We start from the raw sequence: 18,502 nt of genomic DNA on the forward strand, positions 1-18,502 counted from the left end.
TGCTCTAGAGGAAATGAAAATGAATAGCCATTCCATCCGGGAAACGGCGGCCGTTGCCCTTTCCCTTCTCGATCTCACCAATTTGAAGGACGATTGCACCGAGGCGCAGATCGATACGCTCTGCGCCCGCGCGCAGACGCCCTACGGCTACAGTGCCGCGATCTGCATCTGGCCGCGCTTCGTCGCCCATGCCCGCAATATTCTCGGCATCGGCCATGCCGTACGCATCGCGACCGTCGTCAACTTCCCCTCCGGCGATATGGAGGTGGCCGATGTGGCCGCCGAAACGCGCGAGGCGATCGCCGATGGCGCCGACGACATCGATCTGGTTATTCCTTATCGCAAGCTGCTTGCCGGCGATGAGAAGGCGGTAACCGACATGGTCAAGGCGGTGCGTGCCGAGTGTGGCCCAGTCCTTCTGAAGGTCATCATCGAGACGGGTGAATTGAAGGATGCGGCGTTGATCCGTCGAGCCTCCGAGCTCGCCATCGAAGCCGGCGCGGATTTCATCAAGACTTCCACCGGCAAGGTCGCTGTCAACGCGACGCTCGAAGCTGCCGACATCATGATCCGCGCGATCCGCGAGAGCGGCCGCAGGGTCGGCTTCAAACCGGCCGGCGGCATCGGCTCGGTGGCCGATGCCGCCCTTTATCTGAGCCTTGCTGAAACCATCATGGCGCCGGACTGGGCGATGCCCTCGACCTTCCGCTTCGGCGCCTCGGGTCTGCTCGACGATATTCTGGCGGTCCTGAGTGGAGCGCAGTCGGCACCGGCTGCGGCCTCGAGCTATTGAAATGATCCCTCAGGAGATCATCCGGCGCAAGCGCGACGGCGAGGAACTCGCCGCCGCCGATATCGCGTCCTTCATCGAGGCGCTGGCTGCAGGTCGACTGTCGGAAGGCCAGATCGGCGCATTCGCCATGGCCGTCTGGTACAGGGGCATGTCGCGAGCTGAGACAGTGGCCTTGACACTGGCGATGGCTGACTCCGGCGACAGGCTGGAATGGGCCGATATCGACCGCCCGATCGCCGACAAACATTCGACCGGAGGCGTCGGCGACAATGTTTCGCTGATGCTGGCGCCGATCGCCGCCGCCTGCGGCCTTGCCGTTCCGATGATTTCAGGGCGCGGCCTCGGCCATACCGGCGGCACGCTGGACAAGCTCGAATCCATTCCGGGCTATACGATCACCCCGGATGCGCACCTCTTCCGCAAAGTGGTGAAGGAGGCGGGATGCGCCATCATCGGCCAGACCGGAGCCTTGGCGCCCGCCGACGGCAGGCTCTATGCCGTGCGGGATGTAACCGCCACCGTCGATTCCATCCCTCTCATTACCGCATCGATCCTCTCGAAGAAACTTGCGGCCGGTCTTCAGACGCTGGTGCTCGACGTCAAGGTGGGCAACGGCGCCTTCATGGCCGACCGCCGCCAGGCGGAGATCCTGGCGCGTTCTTTGGTCGAAGTGGCCAATGGCGCGGGCGTGAAGACCTCCGCCCTGATCACCGACATGAATGAGCCGCTCGCCGATAGCGCCGGCAATGCCGTCGAGATGCGCAACTGCCTGAAATTCCTGGCAGGCCGGAAAGAGGACACGCGGCTCGATACCGTCGTTCTTGCCTTCGCCGCCGAGATGCTGGTGAAATCGGGCATTGCCGCCTCGTCTGACGAAGGCGAGAGGCTGGCGCGTCAGGCCCTGTCATCGGGAAAGGCGGCCGAGGTCTTCGCGCGTATGGTGTCGATGCTCGGGGGACCGGCCGACCTTCTTGAAAACCCCGACAAATATCTGGCCAAAGCGCCTGTGGAAAAACCTGTCCCGGCCCCTCGGTCCGGCTGGCTTGCCGCCTGCGATGCGCGCGGCATTGGCGTCAGCGTCATCGATCTCGGCGGCGGAAGACGTCATCCCGCCGACCGCATCGACCATCGCGTCGGCTTCTCCGAACTCCTGCCGCTCGGCTCCCGGGTCAATGCAGGCGATCCGATCGCCCTCGTTCATGCCGCCGATGAAGCTGCGGCAGAGCGGGCAGTCGCGGCGCTCGCCGCGCACTATCTGATCGCTGAGGATAAGCCGCAGCTGACACCGGTCATTGCCGGCCTTGTCTGACGTGATTACTGCTTGAGGCTGAGCGAGCCGTCGGCGACGGAATAGGAGGCGAGCTTCTGGAGGAAGCTCATGCCGACCAACGTCGTCGTTAGCGCTTCATCTCTCAGGACGAAAGCTTCGACATCCCGCACCCGAATACCGCCGATTTCCACGCGGTCGAGCATCACATGCGCGGCCTTCGTCTGGCCGTTTGCGGTATTCACCCCATAGCGGAAATCGAGCTGGTTGGCCGTGTAGCCGAGCCGACGGGCAAGCGTCTCGTTCAGTGCGACATAGGTGGCGCCGGTATCGATCAGGCCCTGCACCGGTTTGCCGTTGATCTTGAAGCTGCCGGTATAGTGGCCCTGCGCGTCCGCCTGCAGGCGGATCGTATTGCTGCCGGAGACCGGCGCTGTTAACGCGGGCTTGTCGCTGTCAGTCGAAACATAATTGGCGGAGAGAGCGTCAGCAGGTTGCTGGCTGGCGCTTCCGAAGAAGGAAGGCACCTGTGTGGCCAGCACCGCGGCGATGCTGGCGAATATGACGGTACGCACGAGCATGAAACAGAAATCCTTCCTGTATAAACCTCGCTTCATGCGAGGCCTCATCCTTCCAGTTTGCTAAGCCTCAAGTGCTGATAAGTTGCTAATATCGCCAGCAAAAAGGCCCGGATTGAACCTCCGGGCCTTAAAGTCTTTCGATTTGGTAAAAGAAAGCTGAAACTATTTGGTGCCGTACATGCGGTCGCCGGCATCGCCGAGGCCTGGCATGATGTAGCCCTTCTCATTGAGATGGCTATCGATCGACGCGGTAAAAACCGGGACATCGGGATGTGCCGCGCGGAAGTTGCGGATGCCTTCGGGGGCGGCAAGCAGGCAGAGGAAGCGGATATTATGGGCGCCGCGTTCCTTGAGCTTGTCGATCGCCGCGATCGAGGAGTTGCCGGTTGCAAGCATCGGATCGACGACGATGATCAGGCGCTCGGCCACATCCTCCGGCGCCTTGAAGTAATATTCGACCGGCTGCAGTGTTTCGTGGTCACGGTAGACGCCGATATGCGAGACGCGGGCGGACGGTACGAGATCGAGCATGCCTTCGAGCAGCCCGTTGCCGGCGCGCAAGATCGAGGCGAAGACCAGCTTCTTGCCTTCGAGGATCGGCGACTCCATGGTCTGAAGCGGCGTCTCGATCGTTGACATCGTCAATTCGAGATCGCGGGTCACCTCATAACAGAGCAGCGTCGAGATTTCGCGCAGCAGCCGCCGGAAACTTCCCGTCGATGTCTCCTTGCGCCGCATGATGGTGAGCTTGTGCTGAACAAGCGGATGATCGATGACAGTGACGCCGTCCATGGGGAAGCCTTTCATTCTTTCTATCGAATGTTTCTTTCACGGAAATCGGCCCGACTGCAAGAGTGGCGGCAAATTTGCGCCGATCATCCCCAGGCTCTGGCCTCAGAGCCGCGCAAGTAGAGCCTTTCGCGTGTCCTCATCAACGAAGGCGGCCTCGATCGCCGTGCGCGTCATGGTATCGATTTGCGCATCGCTGAAACCGAAAGTCGCGGCGGCAAGTTCGTATTCCCGCTTGAGCGAGGTATGGAAGAAGGGCGGATCGTCCGAACTGATCGTCACCCGCACGCCGGCCTCTTTCAACCGGCGCAGCGGATGGGAAGCGAAATCGGGAAAGACCCCAAGCGCGATATTGGAGCCCGGGCAAACCTCGAGCACGGTGCCGAGGTCGGCAAGCCGCTTTACCAGATCGAGATCCTCGATGGCCCGCACGCCATGGCCGATGCGCGAAGGGCGCACCGCATCGAGCGCGTCGGTGACGCTGAAGGCGCCGCAGACTTCGCCGGCATGGATGGTAATGCCGAGCCCGGCATCGCGGGCAATATCGAAGGCGCGGGCATAATCGGCCACCCGCCCCATGCGCTCCTCGCCGGCAAGGTTGAAGCCGGTGATCAAAGGGTTGCCGGCCTTAACAGCATATTCGGCCGCGCCGATCACGCTTTCCGGGCCGAAATGCCGTTCGCCGGTGACGATCAGCCGGGCCTCGATACCGCTTTTTTCCTTGGCGCGCCGGATGCCTTCGCAGACACCTGATATATAGGCATCGGCGCCGAGGCCGATGCGCTTGCCGTGGTCAGGCGAGACGATGAGCTCGCTGTAGATCGTATTGATGCCGGCGAGTTCGTCGAGATAGGTTTCGGTCAGAAGCGCATAGTCCTCCTCGGTCTTATAGACCTCCGAAATCTTGTCGTAGCATTCGAGAAAACTTGCGAAATCATGCCAGACATAGGCGCCGTCGCGAAGCTGAGCGCTGATATCGATGCCGTATTTCAGCGCCTGCGCCTCGGTCAGGGCAGGCGGTGCCGCACCTTCCAGATGGCAGTGCAGTTCGACCTTCTTCAAATGCGATGTCACAGAAAACTCCTTCCGTGCGGTCCGGCCGGAATGCCGAGATGCCGCGCGATGCTCTCGCCGATATCGGCATAGGTGCGGCGCACGCCGATCGAACGCGACCTGATGCCGGGGCCATAGGCAATGACCGGCACGCGTTCGCGCGTGTGGTCCGTGCCGCGCCAAGTGGGATCACAGCCATGGTCGGCGGTGAGCACGACCAGATCGCCGGGCTTCAGCTTCTTGTGGACCTCGGGCAGGCGCGCATCGAAGGCTTCCAGGGCGGCGGCATAACCCGGCACGTCGCGGCGATGGCCGTAAATCATGTCGAAATCGACGAAATTGGTGAAGACGAGATCGCCGTCCTCCGCCTCGTCGATCGCCGAAAGCGTCGCATCCATCAGCGCCTCGTTGCCATTCGCCTTGATGACCCTGGAAACGCCTTGATGCGCGAAGATATCGCCGATCTTTCCCACAGCATGCACATGCCGGCCATGTTCGACGAGCCGGTCGAGCAGCGTCGGCTCCGGCGGCAGCACGGAAAAATCGCGCCGGTTTCCCGTGCGCTGGAAGGTCGAAGCCGATTGGCCGATAAAGGGCCGGGCGATGACGCGGCCGATATTATAGGGATCGAGAAGAGCGCGCGCCGTGCGGCAGAATGCGAGCAGGCGATCGAGGCCGAAATGCACTTCATGCGCGGCGACCTGGAAGACCGAATCCGAGGAGGTATAGCAGATCGGTTTGCCGGTGCGGATATGTTCTTCGCCGAGCCGGGCGATGATCTCCGTTCCCGAGGCATGGCAGTTGCCGAGGATGCCGGGTAAGCCGGCCTCTCTGCACAATGCTTCGATAAGCTCCGCCGGAAAGGCATCGCCCTCCGTCGGAAAATATCCCCAATCGAAACTGACAGGTGTTCCGGCGATCTCCCAATGGCCCGACGGTGTATCCTTGCCGCGGGAGATTTCGGTGGCGGCGCCGTAAATACCGTAGACTTTCTCCGGGATGGGCATGCCGGCCGGAAACTGGCCGGAGGCGGACCGTGCGATTTGCATCAGCCCGAGTTCCGACATATGCGGCAGGGAAAGCGGCCCGCTGCGCAATCCGGCGCGGTCTCCGGCTCCGGCTGCGCAGAATTCGGCGATATGGCCGAGTGTATCGGCGCCCACGTCTCCATAGGCCGCCGCATCCGGCGCACCGCCGACGCCGAAGGAATCCAGAACGAAAAGAAAGGCACGCGCCATTTTACACCCGAAAGAGCGGAACGCCGGCCCCCGGGATCATCGAAGGCGGCACAGCCTCACGCATATAATGCTGCGGCCGGCTTGGCAAATTGCAGCTTCGCGCGTCTTTTTCAGACGCGCAAAGGATGCTGTACACTCCGCAGTGAAGAAGAGAAGAAAAGAGCCTCAGCAGTCGCCGCAGGGGATCGAGTCACCTTGCCGTTGGCGGTAGAAATAACTGCGGCTGATGGTGATGGTGCGCATGCCCTCCGGCATGAAGTTCGGCGCGAACATGAACATCGCGTAGGGAATGCTGAGTTCGGTGCGGACCAGGAAGCTGTTTGCCGTTTTCATGTCCGCCGGCACGTTGTTCACTGCGGTGTTCTTGGCATAAGGCGCGGTCCCATCCTGCGCCCAGGACCAAAGCACTTTCGCATTGGCGCCGGCATCGATGGTGATCCCGGTGATCTTCAGCTTCACCGACGTCGAATTGTAGGGCACGAAGATCGAGGTTGCGACCGAGGGCATCTGCGCAAGTACAGACTTGGTGACGGATTGCTGCTGGGTGACGATATCGGCGATTGCCCCTGCGGCGCGCGTCACGCGCTTGCTGACGCTGAGGCCGATCGTGATCTCGAAAGCGCCGATATAGAGCATGATGAGCACGGGAAAGAGGATGGCGAATTCGATCGCTCCGGCGCCCTTGCGCTCTCGCGCCAGCCGTCGCGCCGTCAATACCAGCCTTGTGAACGGGTTGCGCAACGTCATTATGGATACTGCTCGTTCTGGAAGGCAGTGGTCGCGACGATCAGGTATTGCGTCGGCATCGAACTGCCGGAGGGCCGTATCGTCGTGATGTAGGGCCGGATCAGATCGGTGATGATTTCCCAGCGGTAGTAGGCGCGCAGCATGTTGATGGTGCCGGCGCCGCCCGGCGTATATTTGAAGGCCGCCGTGTTGAGGTCAGCATATCGGTCGGTGGAAACCTTGGGGATGGTCGTCGGAATCGCCGCGAACGTGGCGAACGTCTGCACATCGAGGTAGAGCTTGCTCGGTGTGGCGACTTCGCTTGTCGAGCAGCTGATCAGGATCGAGATCTCGTTGCAGAAGGCCTGGCGAAATTGGGTCTGGCTCATATCGGTCGTACGGCCGAGATTGTAGGTGATCTGCCCGGTCCGCATCCGGCGGCTCATCGTATCGACGGCGTTGGAGACGAGTTCCTCGGCGGCAAAGGCGACGAAGGTTTCGAGGATTGCGAAGATCACCATGAAATAAGGAATGGCGAGCATCGCGAATTCGATCGCTGCTGCACCGTCGCGCGAGCGGGCCAGCGCGCGAAACCGTGAGAAACGGAACGACGCAAAGCCGCGCGCCTCATCCGCCTTCTGATCAATTACCGTCATTGACTGGACCCAAACGACATTTTCCTGCCGTCACACTAGGGACCGATCGTTGATTTTCCGTTTCAGCCTGATACGACGATTTTAACGAATTGCCAAAGAGGCTGACACCGCGCGATCAGGGCGAGGTGGTTGCCGTCGCCTGCTGGGCATGTTGCTCGCAGTTCGGCGTGCAGGACAGCACGGAGCGCTCGGTCTGCCGGTAGACGCGAACCGTATTGCCCTCATCGATCGATACCAGGATGCGCTCGTCGAGGATTGCATTGCCGTCGGCGTCGAGAAGGACCAGATTGGTGGTGCCGAAGCTGCGTCCTGTCAGCACGATGGTCTTGGCGTCTGCGACCGTCGCATCGGCAACCTTGGCATTGCCGACGATCACCTTGCTGACGGGGCGGTCGAGTTTCAGTACGCGCGCGTGATCCATGTAGACGCGCAGCATGTCATCGTCTGCGGCCGCGGAAATTCCCGAAACACCGAAAACGGCGATCATGCCGGCAAAGAAAATGGTTTTGCCGCTCGATGACATTCTGGTCCTCTTTCACGATCACAGCGCAATATGCCCATAGAATGGAAAAGATTGGTGAACGAAGGCTTAAAGTCGCCGCGGTATGTTCCGCCATGGCGCGTGTGGCCTGATTTGAGACGACCGCAATCGGCAGTTGGCGCAAGAGGAAACAGCATCCGTTTCATTTCTGGATGATGGTCGCAGTCACGGCGGCTTCCGCTTCGGAGCGTCAATCGACATTGAGGGAATCGAGTAAGAAAATACTTACCTTACAAGGGCCTGTTGTCTCATTCACACCTCGTTAACTCTTTTCCTTAAGCCGATGGAAACGCCCATTCGCTAGGTTGCACTCATCCGATCAACGGCAACAGTTGGCGGACGTGCTGAACATCAACTGGAGTTAGGAGTAACCATGACCAAGCTTTTTAGCCGTTTTCTGAAGGACGAATCCGGCGCGACCGCAATCGAATACGGCCTGATCGCAGCCCTCATTTCCGTAGCCCTCATTGCCGGCGCCACGACCCTCGGCAGCAAGATCGGCAACACGTTCAATGGCCTGAGCAACAAGATGGCCGGCGCTGAGACCGCGAGTGGCGGCTGATCTGCTATCGCCAGACGATGTCGGGCTAATGCCGGCCGAACTTGCTTCGGCCGAACTATCGAGCGGGCTCACAGGCTGAAAGGCCGTGAGCCTTTTCGCGTCACGTTATGATCGGGTATACGCATGATCGCAGCTGCAGTCTTCGTGATACTGCCACTTTGCCTCGCCATGGCGGCGTTCTCGGATCTGTTCACCATGACGATCCCGAACCGCGTTTCCCTTATCCTCATCGTCTCCTTCTTCGTTCTCGCGCCGCTTTCAGGCTTTGACCTGCAGATGGTCGGCATGCATCTTGCCGCCGGCGCCATCGTCTTTACCGCCTGCTTCACCCTTTTCGCCTTCAATGTGATGGGCGGCGGCGACGCCAAGCTGTTGAGCGCCACTGCCCTCTGGTTCGGTCTGAACGAATCCCTGCTCTTCCTGATGACGGATGTCGCCTTGATCGGCGGTCTCGTCACCCTGCTCATCCTGTTGGTGAGAGCGCAATCGGACACCATTCTCGCGATCGGCCTGCCGGTGCCGAACTCGGTCCTCTTCGCCAAGAAGATCCCCTATGGCATCGCCATCGCGATCGGCGGCTTCATGGCCTTCCCGTCCTCGCCGCTCTTTCTCGCCGCGCTGGAAGGCCTGAAATAACGGCATTTTAATTGCCCGTTAACTTAAAATGTAAGCGTTCCATTAACCATAATTATACCAATTGCAGAGCATTCTGCAGGGCGAACATATCGTGCCCTGAGGAATGATCGATGAAACCGGCCCGCGTTATAATTCTAGGTGTCGCCGTGGTGGCAGCTGGCCTCGCCGGTCTCCTGGCGATGCGCATGGCGGGCAATCCCGGTGTCGTCACCCAGGTTCAGTCGGTCATCGAGAAGGAGCCGACCGTCAATATCCTCGTCTCGGGCGCCAACCTGCCGGTCGGTGCACGGCTGGACGAGAAGTCGGTGCAATGGATGGCCTGGCCGAAGGGCGGCGTCGTCCAGGGGTTCATCACCGAAGCCGACAAGCCGGATGCGATCAAGGACCTGCAGGGCGCGGTCGTTCGCCTCCCGATCTTCGAAGGCGAGCCGATCCGGCCGGAGAAGGTCGCCGATTCCAACAGCCGCATTCTCTCCTCGCTGCTGCCGGCCGGCAAACGCGCCGTCGCGACCGAGATATCGGTGGCGACAGGTGCAGGCGGCTTCATCCTGCCGAACGACCGCGTCGACGTCATCATGGTGCGCAAGGGCACTGAAGCCAACAAGCTCATCACCGAAACGGTGCTGAGCAATGTCCGCGTTCTCGCCATCGACCAGCAGATTCAGGAAAAGGATGACGGCTCGAAGTCGGTGGTCGGCACGACCGCGACGCTCGAACTGACACCCGACCAAACCAAAGTTCTTGCCGTCGCTCAGCAGATGGCGGACCGGCTGTCGCTCGCGCTGCGCTCGGTCGCGGATGCGCAGGAGCAGGATACCAGTGCTGCGGACTATCTTCTGAGCGGCGACAACGGCAGTGCGATCATCCAGGTCATCAAGTCGGGCGCCATCGTCACGGATGCCACCGCAACGCCGAAGGCGGAGTAAAAGGACGTGCAAATGAGTAATTCAACGCGGCGCGCCGGGCTTCTCCTGAAAGGCTGCCTCTCGCTGGCAATCGGCGTCTCCGGGATAGTGCCTGCCTCTTTCGGGCCGCTTCTCGGCGCAGGCGAGGCGCGTGCCGATTCCGAAAACATGATCCGCATCTCGCAGATCGGCCCAAACGCCCATCGTCGGCTGAAGCTCGGGCTCAACAAGGCCGTCGTCGTCGATCTGCCGGAAGATGCACATGATATCCTCGTATCCGATCCGACCATGGCCGATGCCGTGACCCGCACCTCGCGGCGCATCTATCTTTTCGGCAAGAAGGTCGGCCAGACGAACATCTTCGTCTTTGGTGGTAATGGGCAGGAGATCGTCAACCTCGACATCGAGATCGAGCGCGACGTCTCCGGTCTCGAGGTCAATCTCCGCCGCTTCATCCCCGACTCCAACATCAACGTCGAAATCGTCTCCGACAATATCGTGCTGACCGGTACCGTGCGCACCCCGCAGGATGCCACACAGGCAGCCGATCTGGCGCAGGTCTTCCTGAAGGGCGGCGAAGCGACGACCAGAACTGAGACGGCATCCGGCAGCGGCGGCGACAGCTCGGTGGCGCTCTTTGCAGAAGGTCGCCAGACCTCGCAGGTCGTCAACCTCCTGCAGATCCAGGGCGAGGACCAGGTCACCCTCAAGGTGACGATCGCCGAAGTTCGCCGTGAGGTATTGAAGCAGCTTGGCTTCGACAATCTCATCTCCAATTCCTCCGGCATGACGGTCGCCCAGCTCGGCACTCCGAGCGCCGACAGCGCTACATCGACGGTCGGAGGTGGCCTGGCGGCGCTCTTCAAGAGTTCGATCGGCAAATACGATATTTCGACCTACCTCAATGCGCTGGAGCAGGCCAAGGTCGTCAAGACGCTCGCCGAGCCGACACTGACGGCGATTTCGGGCCAGGCCGCGACCTTCAATTCCGGCGGTCAGCAGCTCTATTCGACGACCGACAGTAACGGCAACGTCACCGTGGTGCCGTTCAACTACGGTATCAACCTCGCCTTCAAGCCGATCGTATTGTCATCGGGCCGCATCAGCCTTGAGATCAAGACCAATGTCTCCGAACCGGTGGCCGGCGCCGGCAACGCCACCTATCAGCGTCGCTCGGCGGAGACTTCGGTGGAGCTGCCCTCGGGTGGTTCGATCGCACTGGCCGGCCTGATCCGCGACAACGTTTCCCAGACGATGGGCGGAACCCCCGGTGTCTCGAAGATCCCGCTGCTCGGCACGCTCTTCCGCCAGAAGGGTTTCGAGCGTCAGGAAACCGAGCTCGTCATCATTGCGACGCCCTATCTGGTGCGCCCGGTGGCGCGCAACCAGCTCAACCGGCCGGACGATAATTTCAGCCCCGAGAACGACGGCGCAACCTTCTTCCTCAACCGTGTCAACAAGGTCTACGGCCGCCGCGAGGCGCCGGTCGCCGACGCGCAGTTCCATGGCTCGATCGGGTTCATCTACAAATGAGCGGGGCGCGATCGGCAGCAATGGCACAAAACAGAGATCAGGCGATGGCCCAAATGAACGCGACGACACCCCGCCTTGGAATCTCCCGGGCGCTATTTGCCACAGCCATCATTTCGGTGGCGGTCCTGACCGGATGCGCCGGCCCGCACGACCAGCTGACGACGGGCGGCATCCCCGACGACTATCGCGCCCGCCATCCGATCATCGTGACCGAGGCGGAGCAGACGGTGGATATACCCGTCGCCTCGACCGATCGTCGCCTGACCATCGCCCAGCGCGATCTCATCCGCGGCTTTGCCGCAAACTATATCTCGCGGGCCTCGGGCCCCGTCTACGTATTATCGCCGCAAGGCTCGCCCAATTCGGCGGCGGCCTATCAGCTTCGCAATCAGGTCCGCGCCGAACTGGCGGGGAGGGGGATCGCAAGCTCGAAGATCGTCAACACCTCCTATGCGGCGGCCGGCGCCGGCGATGCGGCGCCGATCCGGCTGAGCTTCACCGGCACGACTGCGATCACCACGCAATGCGGTCAGTGGCCGAAGGATATCTCGAACGATTTCACCAACCAGAACTACTACAATTTCGGCTGTGCCTCGCAAAACAACCTTGCCGCCCAGATCGCCAATCCGGAGGATCTGGTGGCACCCCGCGGCATGACGCCGATCGATGCGCAGCGGCGCAACAATGCGATCCAGGAATACCGGACGACGACATCGACGATCGAAGATGTCGCCAGCGGCAGTAGCGGCTTCTGAGGCGGAACGGGACGATGAGCGCGGTCGAATACGAAATCAACAATCCCAGCGAGCTTCGCCACGCCGAAGAGGCGGTGCGCATGGCGGATCTGGAAAACATGCGGCCGTTGCCGCGCATCTCCGTCCATGCCTTCTGCGAGAGCGAGTCTCTGCAGCGCGTCATGGAACGCTGCGCCAATGATCGGCGCGTGGCAAAGGTCAGCATGCGCATCACCAGCGGTGGCATAGCGGCTGCCGCCAACATGTTTGCCGGCGCGCCCACGCCGAACCTCATCATCCTCGAGACCAAGGCGAATGCAGCGAACCTGCTGAATGAACTCACGCCGCTAGCGGCCGTCTGCGATCCGACGACCAAGGTCGTCATCGTCGGTTATTACAATGATATCGGCCTCTATCGCGAGCTCATCCGCAACGGCATTTCCGAATATATGGTTCAGCCGGTGGCCATGCCCGATGTCCTTTCGGCAATGGCTTCGATATTCGTCGATCCGGAAGCTGAGCCGCTTGGCCGCAGCATCGCCTTCATCGGCTCAAAGGGCGGCACCGGCGCCTCGACCATCGCGCATAATTGCGCCTTCGGCATTTCCAATCTCTTCTCCACCGAGACGATCCTGGCCGATCTCGACCTGCCCTATGGCACGGCGAACATCGACTTCGACCAGGATCCGGCCCAGGGCATCGCCGAGGCGGTCTTCGCGCCCGATCGTCTCGACGAGGTCTTCCTCGATCGCCTGCTGACGAAATGCTCCGAGCATCTTTCCCTGCTCGCCGCACCTTCGCTGCTCGACCGCGCCTATGATTTCGATGGCCACGCTTTTCAGCCGGTGCTCGACGTCCTGCAGCGCAGCGCGCCCGTCACCGTGCTCGATATCCCGCATGCATGGTCGGAATGGACGCGCTCGGTTCTGTCGAGCGTCGACGAGGTGGTTCTGTGCGCGGTTCCCGATCTCGCCAACCTGCGCAACGCCAAGAACATGCTCGACGCCGTGCGCAAGATGCGGCCGAACGACAAGCCGCCGCATCTCGTCCTCAATCAGGTCGGCATGCCGAAGCGCCCGGAGATTTCGCCGTCGGACTTCTGCGAGCCGCTGGAGATTGATCCGATTGCGATCATCCCCTTCGACATCAACCTCTTCGGCAATGCCGCCAATAGCGGCCGGATGATCTCCGAAGTCGACCCGAAGTCGCCGACAGCGGAAACCTTTTCGCAGATATCGCACATCGTCACCGGCCGTGTCGCGCTCAAGAAGGCGAAGAAGGGCGGCTTGCTGGGCCTCCTGAAGCGTAAGTAGACGAGTAGAACGAAGAGATTGGATTAAGCGGCATGTTTGGAAAACGCGGAAACGAAGGTTTCGGAAAGGCCGGAGAGGCGATCGCTTCTCCGCCGCCGGCACCGGCCGCCGCCCCTGCGGCCTCTTCCCCTTCTATTCTGGTCGAACCGTCGCGCGAGCCTGCGCGTCAGCAGGTGACGCCGCCGCCGATGCACACACCGCAGCGCAAGCGCCCGGTGCGCACCGACGAATATTACGATACCAAGGCGCAGGTCTTTTCCGCGCTGATCGACACGATCGATCTCTCGCAGCTTTCCAAACTCGACGGCGAAAGTGCGCGCGAGGAAATCCGCGACATCGTCAACGACATCATCACCATCAAGAATTTTGCGATGTCGATCTCCGAGCAGGAAGAACTGCTCGAGGATATCTGCAACGACGTGCTCGGCTACGGCCCGCTCGAGCCGTTGCTGGCGCGTGACGATATCGCCGATATCATGGTCAACGGCGCCGGCCAGACCTTCATCGAAGTCGGCGGCAAGACGATCGAGTCGGAGATCCGCTTCCGCGACAATTCGCAGCTTCTCTCGATCTGTCAGCGCATCGTCAGCCAGGTCGGCCGTCGCGTCGACGAATCGAGCCCGATCTGCGACGCCCGCCTGCCGGACGGTTCGCGCGTCAACGTCATCGCGCCGCCGCTGTCGATCGACGGGCCGGCGCTCACCATCCGCAAGTTCAAAAAAGACAAGCTGACGCTCGATCAGCTCGTCCGTTTCGGCGCGATCACACCTGAGGGCGCGACAGTTCTGCAGATTATCGGACGCGTGCGCTGCAACGTCATCATTTCAGGCGGCACGGGCTCCGGTAAGACGACGCTTCTGAACTGCCTCACCAACTATATCGACCGGGACGAGCGCGTCATCACCTGCGAGGATACGGCCGAACTGCAGCTGCAGCAGCCGCATGTCGTGCGCTTGGAAACGCGCCCCCCGAATATCGAAGGCGAGGGCGAGATCACCATGCGCGATCTCGTTAAGAACTGCCTGCGTATGCGCCCAGAGCGCATCATCGTCGGCGAAGTGCGCGGACCTGAAGTTTTCGACCTCTTGCAGGCGATGAACACCGGTCACGACGGCTCGATGGGTACGATCCACGCCAACACGCCGCGCGAATGCCTGAGCCGTATCGAATCCATGATCGCCATGGGCGGCTTCACGCTGCCGGCCAAGACCGTGCGCGAGATCATCTCCTCCTCGGTCGATGTCATCATCCAGGCCGCGCGTCTTCGCGACGGTTCGCGCCGCATCACCCAGATCACCGAAGTAATCGGCATGGAAGGCGACGTCATCATCACCCAGGACCTGATGCGCTACGAGATCGAAGGCGAAGATGCGGGCGGCCGGCTGATCGGCCGGCACATGTCGACCGGCGTCGGCAAGCCGCATTTCTGGGATCGGGCTCGTTACTTCAATGAGGAAAAGCGCCTTGCCGCCGCCCTCGACGCGATGGAAGCGAAAACGAAGGAATAGAGGTGATGTTCGGGTTCGATCCGGTAGTCCTGGCAATCGTCGTGCTCGCCGCCGTCTCCGCGGCGGCGGTCGCCTATGCCCTGATGTTTTCCCGGATGGAGGCCGACAAGAAATCGGCAAGCCGCATCAACCGCGTCAAATCGGCTGAAAGCGACCGCGTCAAGGTCAAGGCCGCCCGCGACCGGGTGCAGGAATTGTCGAAGCGCCGCAAGTCGGTGCAGGACAATCTCAAGGATCTGGAAAAGCGCCAGCACGAAAAGACCAAGAAGACCCTATCGATGAAATCCCGGCTGGCGCAGGCCGGCCTGTCGATCACGGTGGGGAAATTCTACCTCGTCAGCGCCGTCTTGGCCTGCGTGTTGCTTATCATGGCCTTCATCGTCGGGGCATCGCTGATGGTCATGATCGGCATCGCCGTTGTCGCCGGCCTCGGCCTGCCGCGCTGGGTTGTCGGCTTCCTGGTCAAGCGCCGGCAGAACAAGTTCCTCAATGAGCTCCCCAATGCGCTTGATGTCATCACGCGCTCGATCAAATCGGGCCTGCCGCTCAACGATGCGATCCGCCTTATCGCGACTGAGGGCACGGAGCCCGTCAAGGGTGAGTTTCGCCGCGTGATCGAGGCGCAGCAGGTGGGGCTCAGCATTCCCGACGCCTGCGCCCGCATGACGCTGAATATGCCGCTGCAGGAAGTCAATTTTTTCGCCATCGTCATCGCCATCCAGTCGCAGGCCGGCGGCAATCTTTCGGAAGCGATCGGCAACCTCTCCAAGGTCCTGCGCGACCGTAGGAAGATGAAAGCCAAGGTTTCGGCGCTCTCGATGGAAGCCAAGGCGTCGGCCGTCATCATCGGCGCTCTGCCCTTCATCGTCGCGACCCTCGTCTACCTCACTTCGCCGAATTACATGATGGTCCTTTTCACCGATCCGCGCGGCCATTTCATCATGGGTGCCTCGGCGATCTGGATGTCGATCGGCATCTTCGTCATGCGCAACATGGTCAATTTTGACATCTAGCGGGAAGGAAGCACCATGTCGCAGGATCTTGCCGCAACCCTCACCAATCCGAGCATGCTGATCGCCCTCTTCGTCGCGATCGCCGTCTTCGCCACTTTATATACGATCGCCATCCCCTTTTTCGAGCGCGGCGATCTCAACAAGCGCATGAAGGCCGTCTCGACCGAGCGCGAGCAGATCCGCGCCCGCGAACGCGCCCGCATGAATGCCGAACCCGGCAAGGCCTCGTTGAGGGCCCAGAACAATCGCCCGGTCCGCCAGATCGTCGAGCGCTTCAACCTGCGCAAGGCTCTCGTCGACGACAATACGGTCAACAAGCTCAGAGCCGCGGGTTTCCGCTCGGAAAATGCGCTGAATACCTTCCTCGCGGCGCGCTTCCTGCTGCCATTTCTTTTCTTCGCGCTTGCCGCCTTCTGGGTCTTCGGCCTCGACGGTCTTGCCGAGCGGGGCATGCCAATGCGCGTCCTAGCGGTCATCGGCATCGCCTATATCGGATTTTACGCGCCGAACATCTATATCTCGAACCGCATCGGCAAGCGTCAGCATTCAATCAAGCGCGCCTGGCCCGATGCGCTGGACCTGATGCTGATCTGCGTCGAGTCCGGCATTTCGATCGAGGCCGCGATGCGTCGTGTGTCGGAAGAACTCGGCGAGCAGTCGCCGGCACTTGCCGAGGAGATGGTGCTGACCACGGCCGAACTCTCTTTCCTGCCGGATCGGCGCGCGGCGCTCGAAAATCTTGCCACGCGCACGCAGCTCGAGCTGGTGCGCTCGGTGACCCAGGCGCTAATTCAGGCCGATCGTTACGGTACGCCCGTCGCGCAGGCGCTGCGCGTTCTCGCCCAGGAAGGGCGCGACGAGCGCATGAATGAAGCGGAGAAGAAGGCGGCCGCCCTGCCGCCGAAACTGACGGTGCCGATGATCCTGTTCTTCCTGCCGGTGTTGATCGCCGTCATTCTCGGACCCGCCGGCATCCAGGTGGCCGACAGGTTCTAGTCCAGCGGTTGCCGCCGTTTTGGAAAACGGCTAGCCTTCGATCTCAAACGAGGGTTTCCGAATGTCTTCCGCGGGCATTTTCATCAGCATCATGGCAGCTCTGATCGTCGGCGCAATGAGCCCCGGTCCGAGCTTCGTGGTCGTCTCCAGGATCGCCATCTCGCGTTCGAGGCTGGATGGTCTTGCCGCCGCAGTCGGCATGGGCGTCGGCGGCGTTGTCTTTGCCGGGCTAGCGCTCGCGGGGCTGACGGCGCTGCTGTCTGAGTTCGAATGGCTTTATGTCCTGCTCAAAATCGCAGGCGGCGCCTATCTCGTCTATATCGCCGTCAATATCTGGAAGGGCGCGGCACAGCCGCTGGAAGTTTCCGACGCCGTCAATGGCCATCGCGCGCCTGTGCGCAGCTTCATGACTGGGTTGCTGACCCAGCTCAGCAACCCGAAGACCATCATCGTCTATGCCAGCCTCTTTGCCGCGCTTTTGCCGAGGAGCGTGCCCCTCGATCTCATCGTCGCGCTGCCGTTCGGCGTCTTTGCGGTGGAGGCGGGATGGTATTCGATCGTGGCGTTGGCGTTTTCGGCGCGCCATCCGCGGCGGCTCTATCTTGCAGCCAAAGGCTGGATCGACCGGGCCGCGGGAGCCGTCATGGGCGGCCTTGGTCTCCGTCTCATTCTTTCAGGCCTGAGCGTTCGCTAAGGGCATTTTGACCGACGGCGTAAGCTCTTCGGCATCATGATCTTGTCAGTTGGTATTGCCGCCATCCGCCGTTCCCGGCGTCTTGTCCTTGGCGGCGAGTTTCTGCCAGGAATTCTGCTGCGAGAGCATGCTTCTGAGATAGGCGACATTGGCATCAGCCTGCTGTGGCGAAAGCTCACGCCGCGCGATCTGCTCGGCTTCCGGAAAACGTCCCTGCAGGCCGACGACGAGGGCAAGGTTCTGCCTGACGCGGCTGTCGGCGGTCGGCTGGCTGGCGGCAGAGCGTAGATAGGTTTCGGCTGTGCGCAGGTCGCCGGTCAGCACGTAGGACATGCCGAGGTTGGAAAGGATGGACGGTTCGTTCGGCTGGATGTCGAGTGCATCGCGATAGCGCTGCCTGGCGTCGCTTGCCTTGCCCATCTGGTCGAGGATCGCACCTTCGGCCGAGATCAGTTTCCAGTCCGGACGGTCCGGCGTCTGGGCGCGGCCGATCGTGTCGAGCGCCTGCTGGAACTGGCCGGCAGCCGCCTGCGCCTTGCCGTAGGCCGCCAGCACGTTGCGGTCGCTGGGGTTGGAGATCGCCACCTGCTGCATGACGGCGAGCGCCTGCGCGTCGCGCCCGTTCATGCGCAGCAGATTGGCATAGTTGACGCCGTTGACGGGATCGCGCGGGTTCTTTTCATAGGCTTGGCCTAGTCGGTCCGTTGCCGTGCGCAGCTCGGTCGCATCCATCTCTTCGACTGGCTTGGTGATCTTCGGCACCGAGCCCGTCGTCATCCGGTCCTTGGTGGTCGAGCAACTGGCAAGCGCAAGCACGATGAGCGATGCCGCGGCACCCTGCAGGATACGATTCGTGAATGTGGTGGTGAGCAAGGCAGGCATGACGCGTTCCTGAATTCCGAAATCGGCGCCTGACCTCGAACGCGGAACAGGGAAAGGTTTGACGCAATCTTCGCTCCAGCAA

20 protein-coding genes are annotated in these 18,502 nt (G+C 61.4%); 12 read left to right on the forward strand and 8 right to left on the reverse strand.

The genetic code is table 11. The annotated features are described in order from the left end of the window. The first annotated feature begins 19 nt into the window (after positions 1-19). Positions 20-793 (forward strand): deoxyribose-phosphate aldolase, encoded by a 774-nt coding sequence (gene deoC, locus EFQ99_RS00550; RefSeq protein ID WP_126918724.1) that lies wholly within the window; start codon positions 20-22, stop codon positions 791-793. A 1-nt stretch (position 794) separates the two neighbouring features. After that, a complete protein-coding gene (gene deoA, locus EFQ99_RS00555; protein WP_126918725.1) occupies positions 795-2,102 on the forward strand; it encodes a thymidine phosphorylase in 1,308 nt (435 codons plus the stop codon). Between the two features lie 5 nt (positions 2,103-2,107). On the opposite strand, the gene EFQ99_RS00560 is transcribed toward deoA, so the two are convergent. The 7 genes from EFQ99_RS00560 to EFQ99_RS00590 all read right to left on the reverse strand — a co-directional run bounded on the left by EFQ99_RS00560 (position 2,108) and on the right by EFQ99_RS00590 (position 7,626). Then, complete coding sequence (locus EFQ99_RS00560; RefSeq protein WP_126918726.1) at positions 2,108-2,677, reverse strand: TIGR02281 family clan AA aspartic protease; 570 nt, start codon at positions 2,675-2,677, stop codon at positions 2,108-2,110. Positions 2,678-2,803: 126 nt separating this feature from the next. After that, positions 2,804-3,433 carry a uracil phosphoribosyltransferase gene (gene upp, locus EFQ99_RS00565; RefSeq protein WP_126919559.1) on the reverse strand — a complete coding sequence of 210 codons (630 nt, stop codon included), beginning with the start codon at positions 3,431-3,433 and terminating at the stop codon, positions 2,804-2,806. A gap of 102 nt (positions 3,434-3,535) precedes the next feature. Then, a complete protein-coding gene (locus EFQ99_RS00570; RefSeq protein ID WP_126918727.1) occupies positions 3,536-4,504 on the reverse strand; it encodes an adenosine deaminase in 969 nt (322 codons plus the stop codon). After that, entirely contained in the window at positions 4,501-5,721 is a 1,221-nt protein-coding gene (locus EFQ99_RS00575; RefSeq protein WP_126918728.1) for a phosphopentomutase, read from the reverse strand. The genes EFQ99_RS00570 and EFQ99_RS00575 overlap by 4 nt, the downstream gene beginning before the upstream one ends. Before the next feature lie 165 nt (positions 5,722-5,886). Next, on the reverse strand, positions 5,887-6,468 hold the full coding sequence (locus EFQ99_RS00580) for a TadE/TadG family type IV pilus assembly protein (RefSeq protein ID WP_126918729.1): 582 nt from the start codon (positions 6,466-6,468) through the stop codon (positions 5,887-5,889). Beyond that, positions 6,468-7,103, reverse strand: coding sequence for a TadE/TadG family type IV pilus assembly protein (locus EFQ99_RS00585; RefSeq protein WP_126918730.1), 636 nt, complete (start codon positions 7,101-7,103; stop codon positions 6,468-6,470). Before EFQ99_RS00585 ends, EFQ99_RS00580 begins: the two co-directional genes overlap by 1 nt. A 115-nt stretch (positions 7,104-7,218) precedes the next feature. Then, positions 7,219-7,626, reverse strand: a complete 408-nt coding sequence (locus EFQ99_RS00590) for a pilus assembly protein N-terminal domain-containing protein (RefSeq protein ID WP_125846636.1) — start codon at positions 7,624-7,626, stop codon at positions 7,219-7,221. A gap of 391 nt (positions 7,627-8,017) precedes the next feature. Between EFQ99_RS00590 and EFQ99_RS00595 the strand changes: the two genes are divergently transcribed. From EFQ99_RS00595 to EFQ99_RS00640, 10 genes are all read left to right on the forward strand, one after another. Continuing rightward, the gene (locus EFQ99_RS00595; RefSeq protein WP_126918731.1) at positions 8,018-8,206 is read left to right on the forward strand and encodes a Flp family type IVb pilin; all 189 of its coding nucleotides are present in this window, start codon (positions 8,018-8,020) and stop codon (positions 8,204-8,206) included. Positions 8,207-8,329: 123 nt separating this feature from the next. Further along, positions 8,330-8,842 (forward strand): A24 family peptidase, encoded by a 513-nt coding sequence (locus tag EFQ99_RS00600; protein WP_126918732.1) that lies wholly within the window; start codon positions 8,330-8,332, stop codon positions 8,840-8,842. A 110-nt stretch (positions 8,843-8,952) separates the two neighbouring features. Continuing rightward, complete coding sequence (cpaB, locus tag EFQ99_RS00605; RefSeq protein ID WP_126918733.1) at positions 8,953-9,768, forward strand: Flp pilus assembly protein CpaB; 816 nt, start codon at positions 8,953-8,955, stop codon at positions 9,766-9,768. 12 nt (positions 9,769-9,780) lie between these two features. Beyond that, positions 9,781-11,280, forward strand: coding sequence for a type II and III secretion system protein family protein (locus tag EFQ99_RS00610; RefSeq protein WP_126918734.1), 1,500 nt, complete (start codon positions 9,781-9,783; stop codon positions 11,278-11,280). Further along, positions 11,277-12,035 carry a CpaD family pilus assembly protein gene (locus tag EFQ99_RS00615; protein ID WP_126918735.1) on the forward strand — a complete coding sequence of 253 codons (759 nt, stop codon included), beginning with the start codon at positions 11,277-11,279 and terminating at the stop codon, positions 12,033-12,035. The genes EFQ99_RS00610 and EFQ99_RS00615 overlap by 4 nt, the downstream gene beginning before the upstream one ends. Before the next feature lie 14 nt (positions 12,036-12,049). Continuing rightward, positions 12,050-13,327 carry a CpaE/TadZ family protein gene (locus EFQ99_RS00620; RefSeq protein WP_126918736.1) on the forward strand — a complete coding sequence of 426 codons (1,278 nt, stop codon included), beginning with the start codon at positions 12,050-12,052 and terminating at the stop codon, positions 13,325-13,327. Between the two features lie 32 nt (positions 13,328-13,359). After that, complete coding sequence (locus EFQ99_RS00625; protein WP_126918737.1) at positions 13,360-14,835, forward strand: TadA family conjugal transfer-associated ATPase; 1,476 nt, start codon at positions 13,360-13,362, stop codon at positions 14,833-14,835. 5 nt (positions 14,836-14,840) lie between these two features. Next, positions 14,841-15,848 carry a type II secretion system F family protein gene (locus tag EFQ99_RS00630; RefSeq protein ID WP_126918738.1) on the forward strand — a complete coding sequence of 336 codons (1,008 nt, stop codon included), beginning with the start codon at positions 14,841-14,843 and terminating at the stop codon, positions 15,846-15,848. A gap of 15 nt (positions 15,849-15,863) precedes the next feature. Then, the gene (locus EFQ99_RS00635; RefSeq protein WP_126918739.1) at positions 15,864-16,844 is read left to right on the forward strand and encodes a type II secretion system F family protein; all 981 of its coding nucleotides are present in this window, start codon (positions 15,864-15,866) and stop codon (positions 16,842-16,844) included. Positions 16,845-16,905: 61 nt separating this feature from the next. Then, entirely contained in the window at positions 16,906-17,538 is a 633-nt protein-coding gene (locus tag EFQ99_RS00640; RefSeq protein WP_126918740.1) for a LysE family translocator, read from the forward strand. Positions 17,539-17,583: 45 nt separating this feature from the next. Here the strand turns inward: EFQ99_RS00640 and EFQ99_RS00645 are convergent, their stop codons facing one another. Next, positions 17,584-18,420: a tetratricopeptide repeat protein gene (locus tag EFQ99_RS00645; RefSeq protein ID WP_126918741.1), complete on the reverse strand. Its 837-nt coding sequence runs from the start codon at positions 18,418-18,420 to the stop codon at positions 17,584-17,586. Positions 18,421-18,502: the final 82 nt, after the last annotated feature.

Origin of the sequence: Rhizobium vallis, from assembly GCF_003985155.1 — a bacterium.
Taxonomy (GTDB): Bacteria; Pseudomonadota; Alphaproteobacteria; order Rhizobiales; family Rhizobiaceae; genus Rhizobium; species Rhizobium vallis.

Excerpts from the sequence above, each read along its gene's own strand:
- deoC (WP_126918724.1), top strand. The coding sequence starts at position 20 with ATGAATAGCCATTCCATCCGGGAAACGGCGGCCGTTGCCCTTTCCCTT.
- deoA (WP_126918725.1), top strand. The coding sequence starts at position 795 with ATGATCCCTCAGGAGATCATCCGGCGCAAGCGCGACGGCGAGGAACTC.
- EFQ99_RS00560 (WP_126918726.1), bottom strand. The coding sequence starts at position 2,677 with ATGAAGCGAGGTTTATACAGGAAGGATTTCTGTTTCATGCTCGTGCGT.
- upp (WP_126919559.1), bottom strand. The coding sequence starts at position 3,433 with ATGGACGGCGTCACTGTCATCGATCATCCGCTTGTTCAGCACAAGCTC.
- EFQ99_RS00575 (WP_126918728.1), bottom strand. The coding sequence starts at position 5,721 with ATGGCGCGTGCCTTTCTTTTCGTTCTGGATTCCTTCGGCGTCGGCGGT.
- EFQ99_RS00580 (WP_126918729.1), bottom strand. The coding sequence starts at position 6,468 with ATGACGTTGCGCAACCCGTTCACAAGGCTGGTATTGACGGCGCGACGG.
- EFQ99_RS00585 (WP_126918730.1), bottom strand. The coding sequence starts at position 7,103 with ATGACGGTAATTGATCAGAAGGCGGATGAGGCGCGCGGCTTTGCGTCG.
- EFQ99_RS00590 (WP_125846636.1), bottom strand. The coding sequence starts at position 7,626 with ATGTCATCGAGCGGCAAAACCATTTTCTTTGCCGGCATGATCGCCGTT.
- EFQ99_RS00595 (WP_126918731.1), top strand. The coding sequence starts at position 8,018 with ATGACCAAGCTTTTTAGCCGTTTTCTGAAGGACGAATCCGGCGCGACC.
- EFQ99_RS00600 (WP_126918732.1), top strand. The coding sequence starts at position 8,330 with ATGATCGCAGCTGCAGTCTTCGTGATACTGCCACTTTGCCTCGCCATG.
- cpaB (WP_126918733.1), top strand. The coding sequence starts at position 8,953 with ATGAAACCGGCCCGCGTTATAATTCTAGGTGTCGCCGTGGTGGCAGCT.
- EFQ99_RS00610 (WP_126918734.1), top strand. The coding sequence starts at position 9,781 with ATGAGTAATTCAACGCGGCGCGCCGGGCTTCTCCTGAAAGGCTGCCTC.
- EFQ99_RS00615 (WP_126918735.1), top strand. The coding sequence starts at position 11,277 with ATGAGCGGGGCGCGATCGGCAGCAATGGCACAAAACAGAGATCAGGCG.
- EFQ99_RS00620 (WP_126918736.1), top strand. The coding sequence starts at position 12,050 with ATGAGCGCGGTCGAATACGAAATCAACAATCCCAGCGAGCTTCGCCAC.
- EFQ99_RS00625 (WP_126918737.1), top strand. The coding sequence starts at position 13,360 with ATGTTTGGAAAACGCGGAAACGAAGGTTTCGGAAAGGCCGGAGAGGCG.
- EFQ99_RS00630 (WP_126918738.1), top strand. The coding sequence starts at position 14,841 with ATGTTCGGGTTCGATCCGGTAGTCCTGGCAATCGTCGTGCTCGCCGCC.
- EFQ99_RS00635 (WP_126918739.1), top strand. The coding sequence starts at position 15,864 with ATGTCGCAGGATCTTGCCGCAACCCTCACCAATCCGAGCATGCTGATC.
- EFQ99_RS00640 (WP_126918740.1), top strand. The coding sequence starts at position 16,906 with ATGTCTTCCGCGGGCATTTTCATCAGCATCATGGCAGCTCTGATCGTC.
- EFQ99_RS00645 (WP_126918741.1), bottom strand. The coding sequence starts at position 18,420 with ATGCCTGCCTTGCTCACCACCACATTCACGAATCGTATCCTGCAGGGT.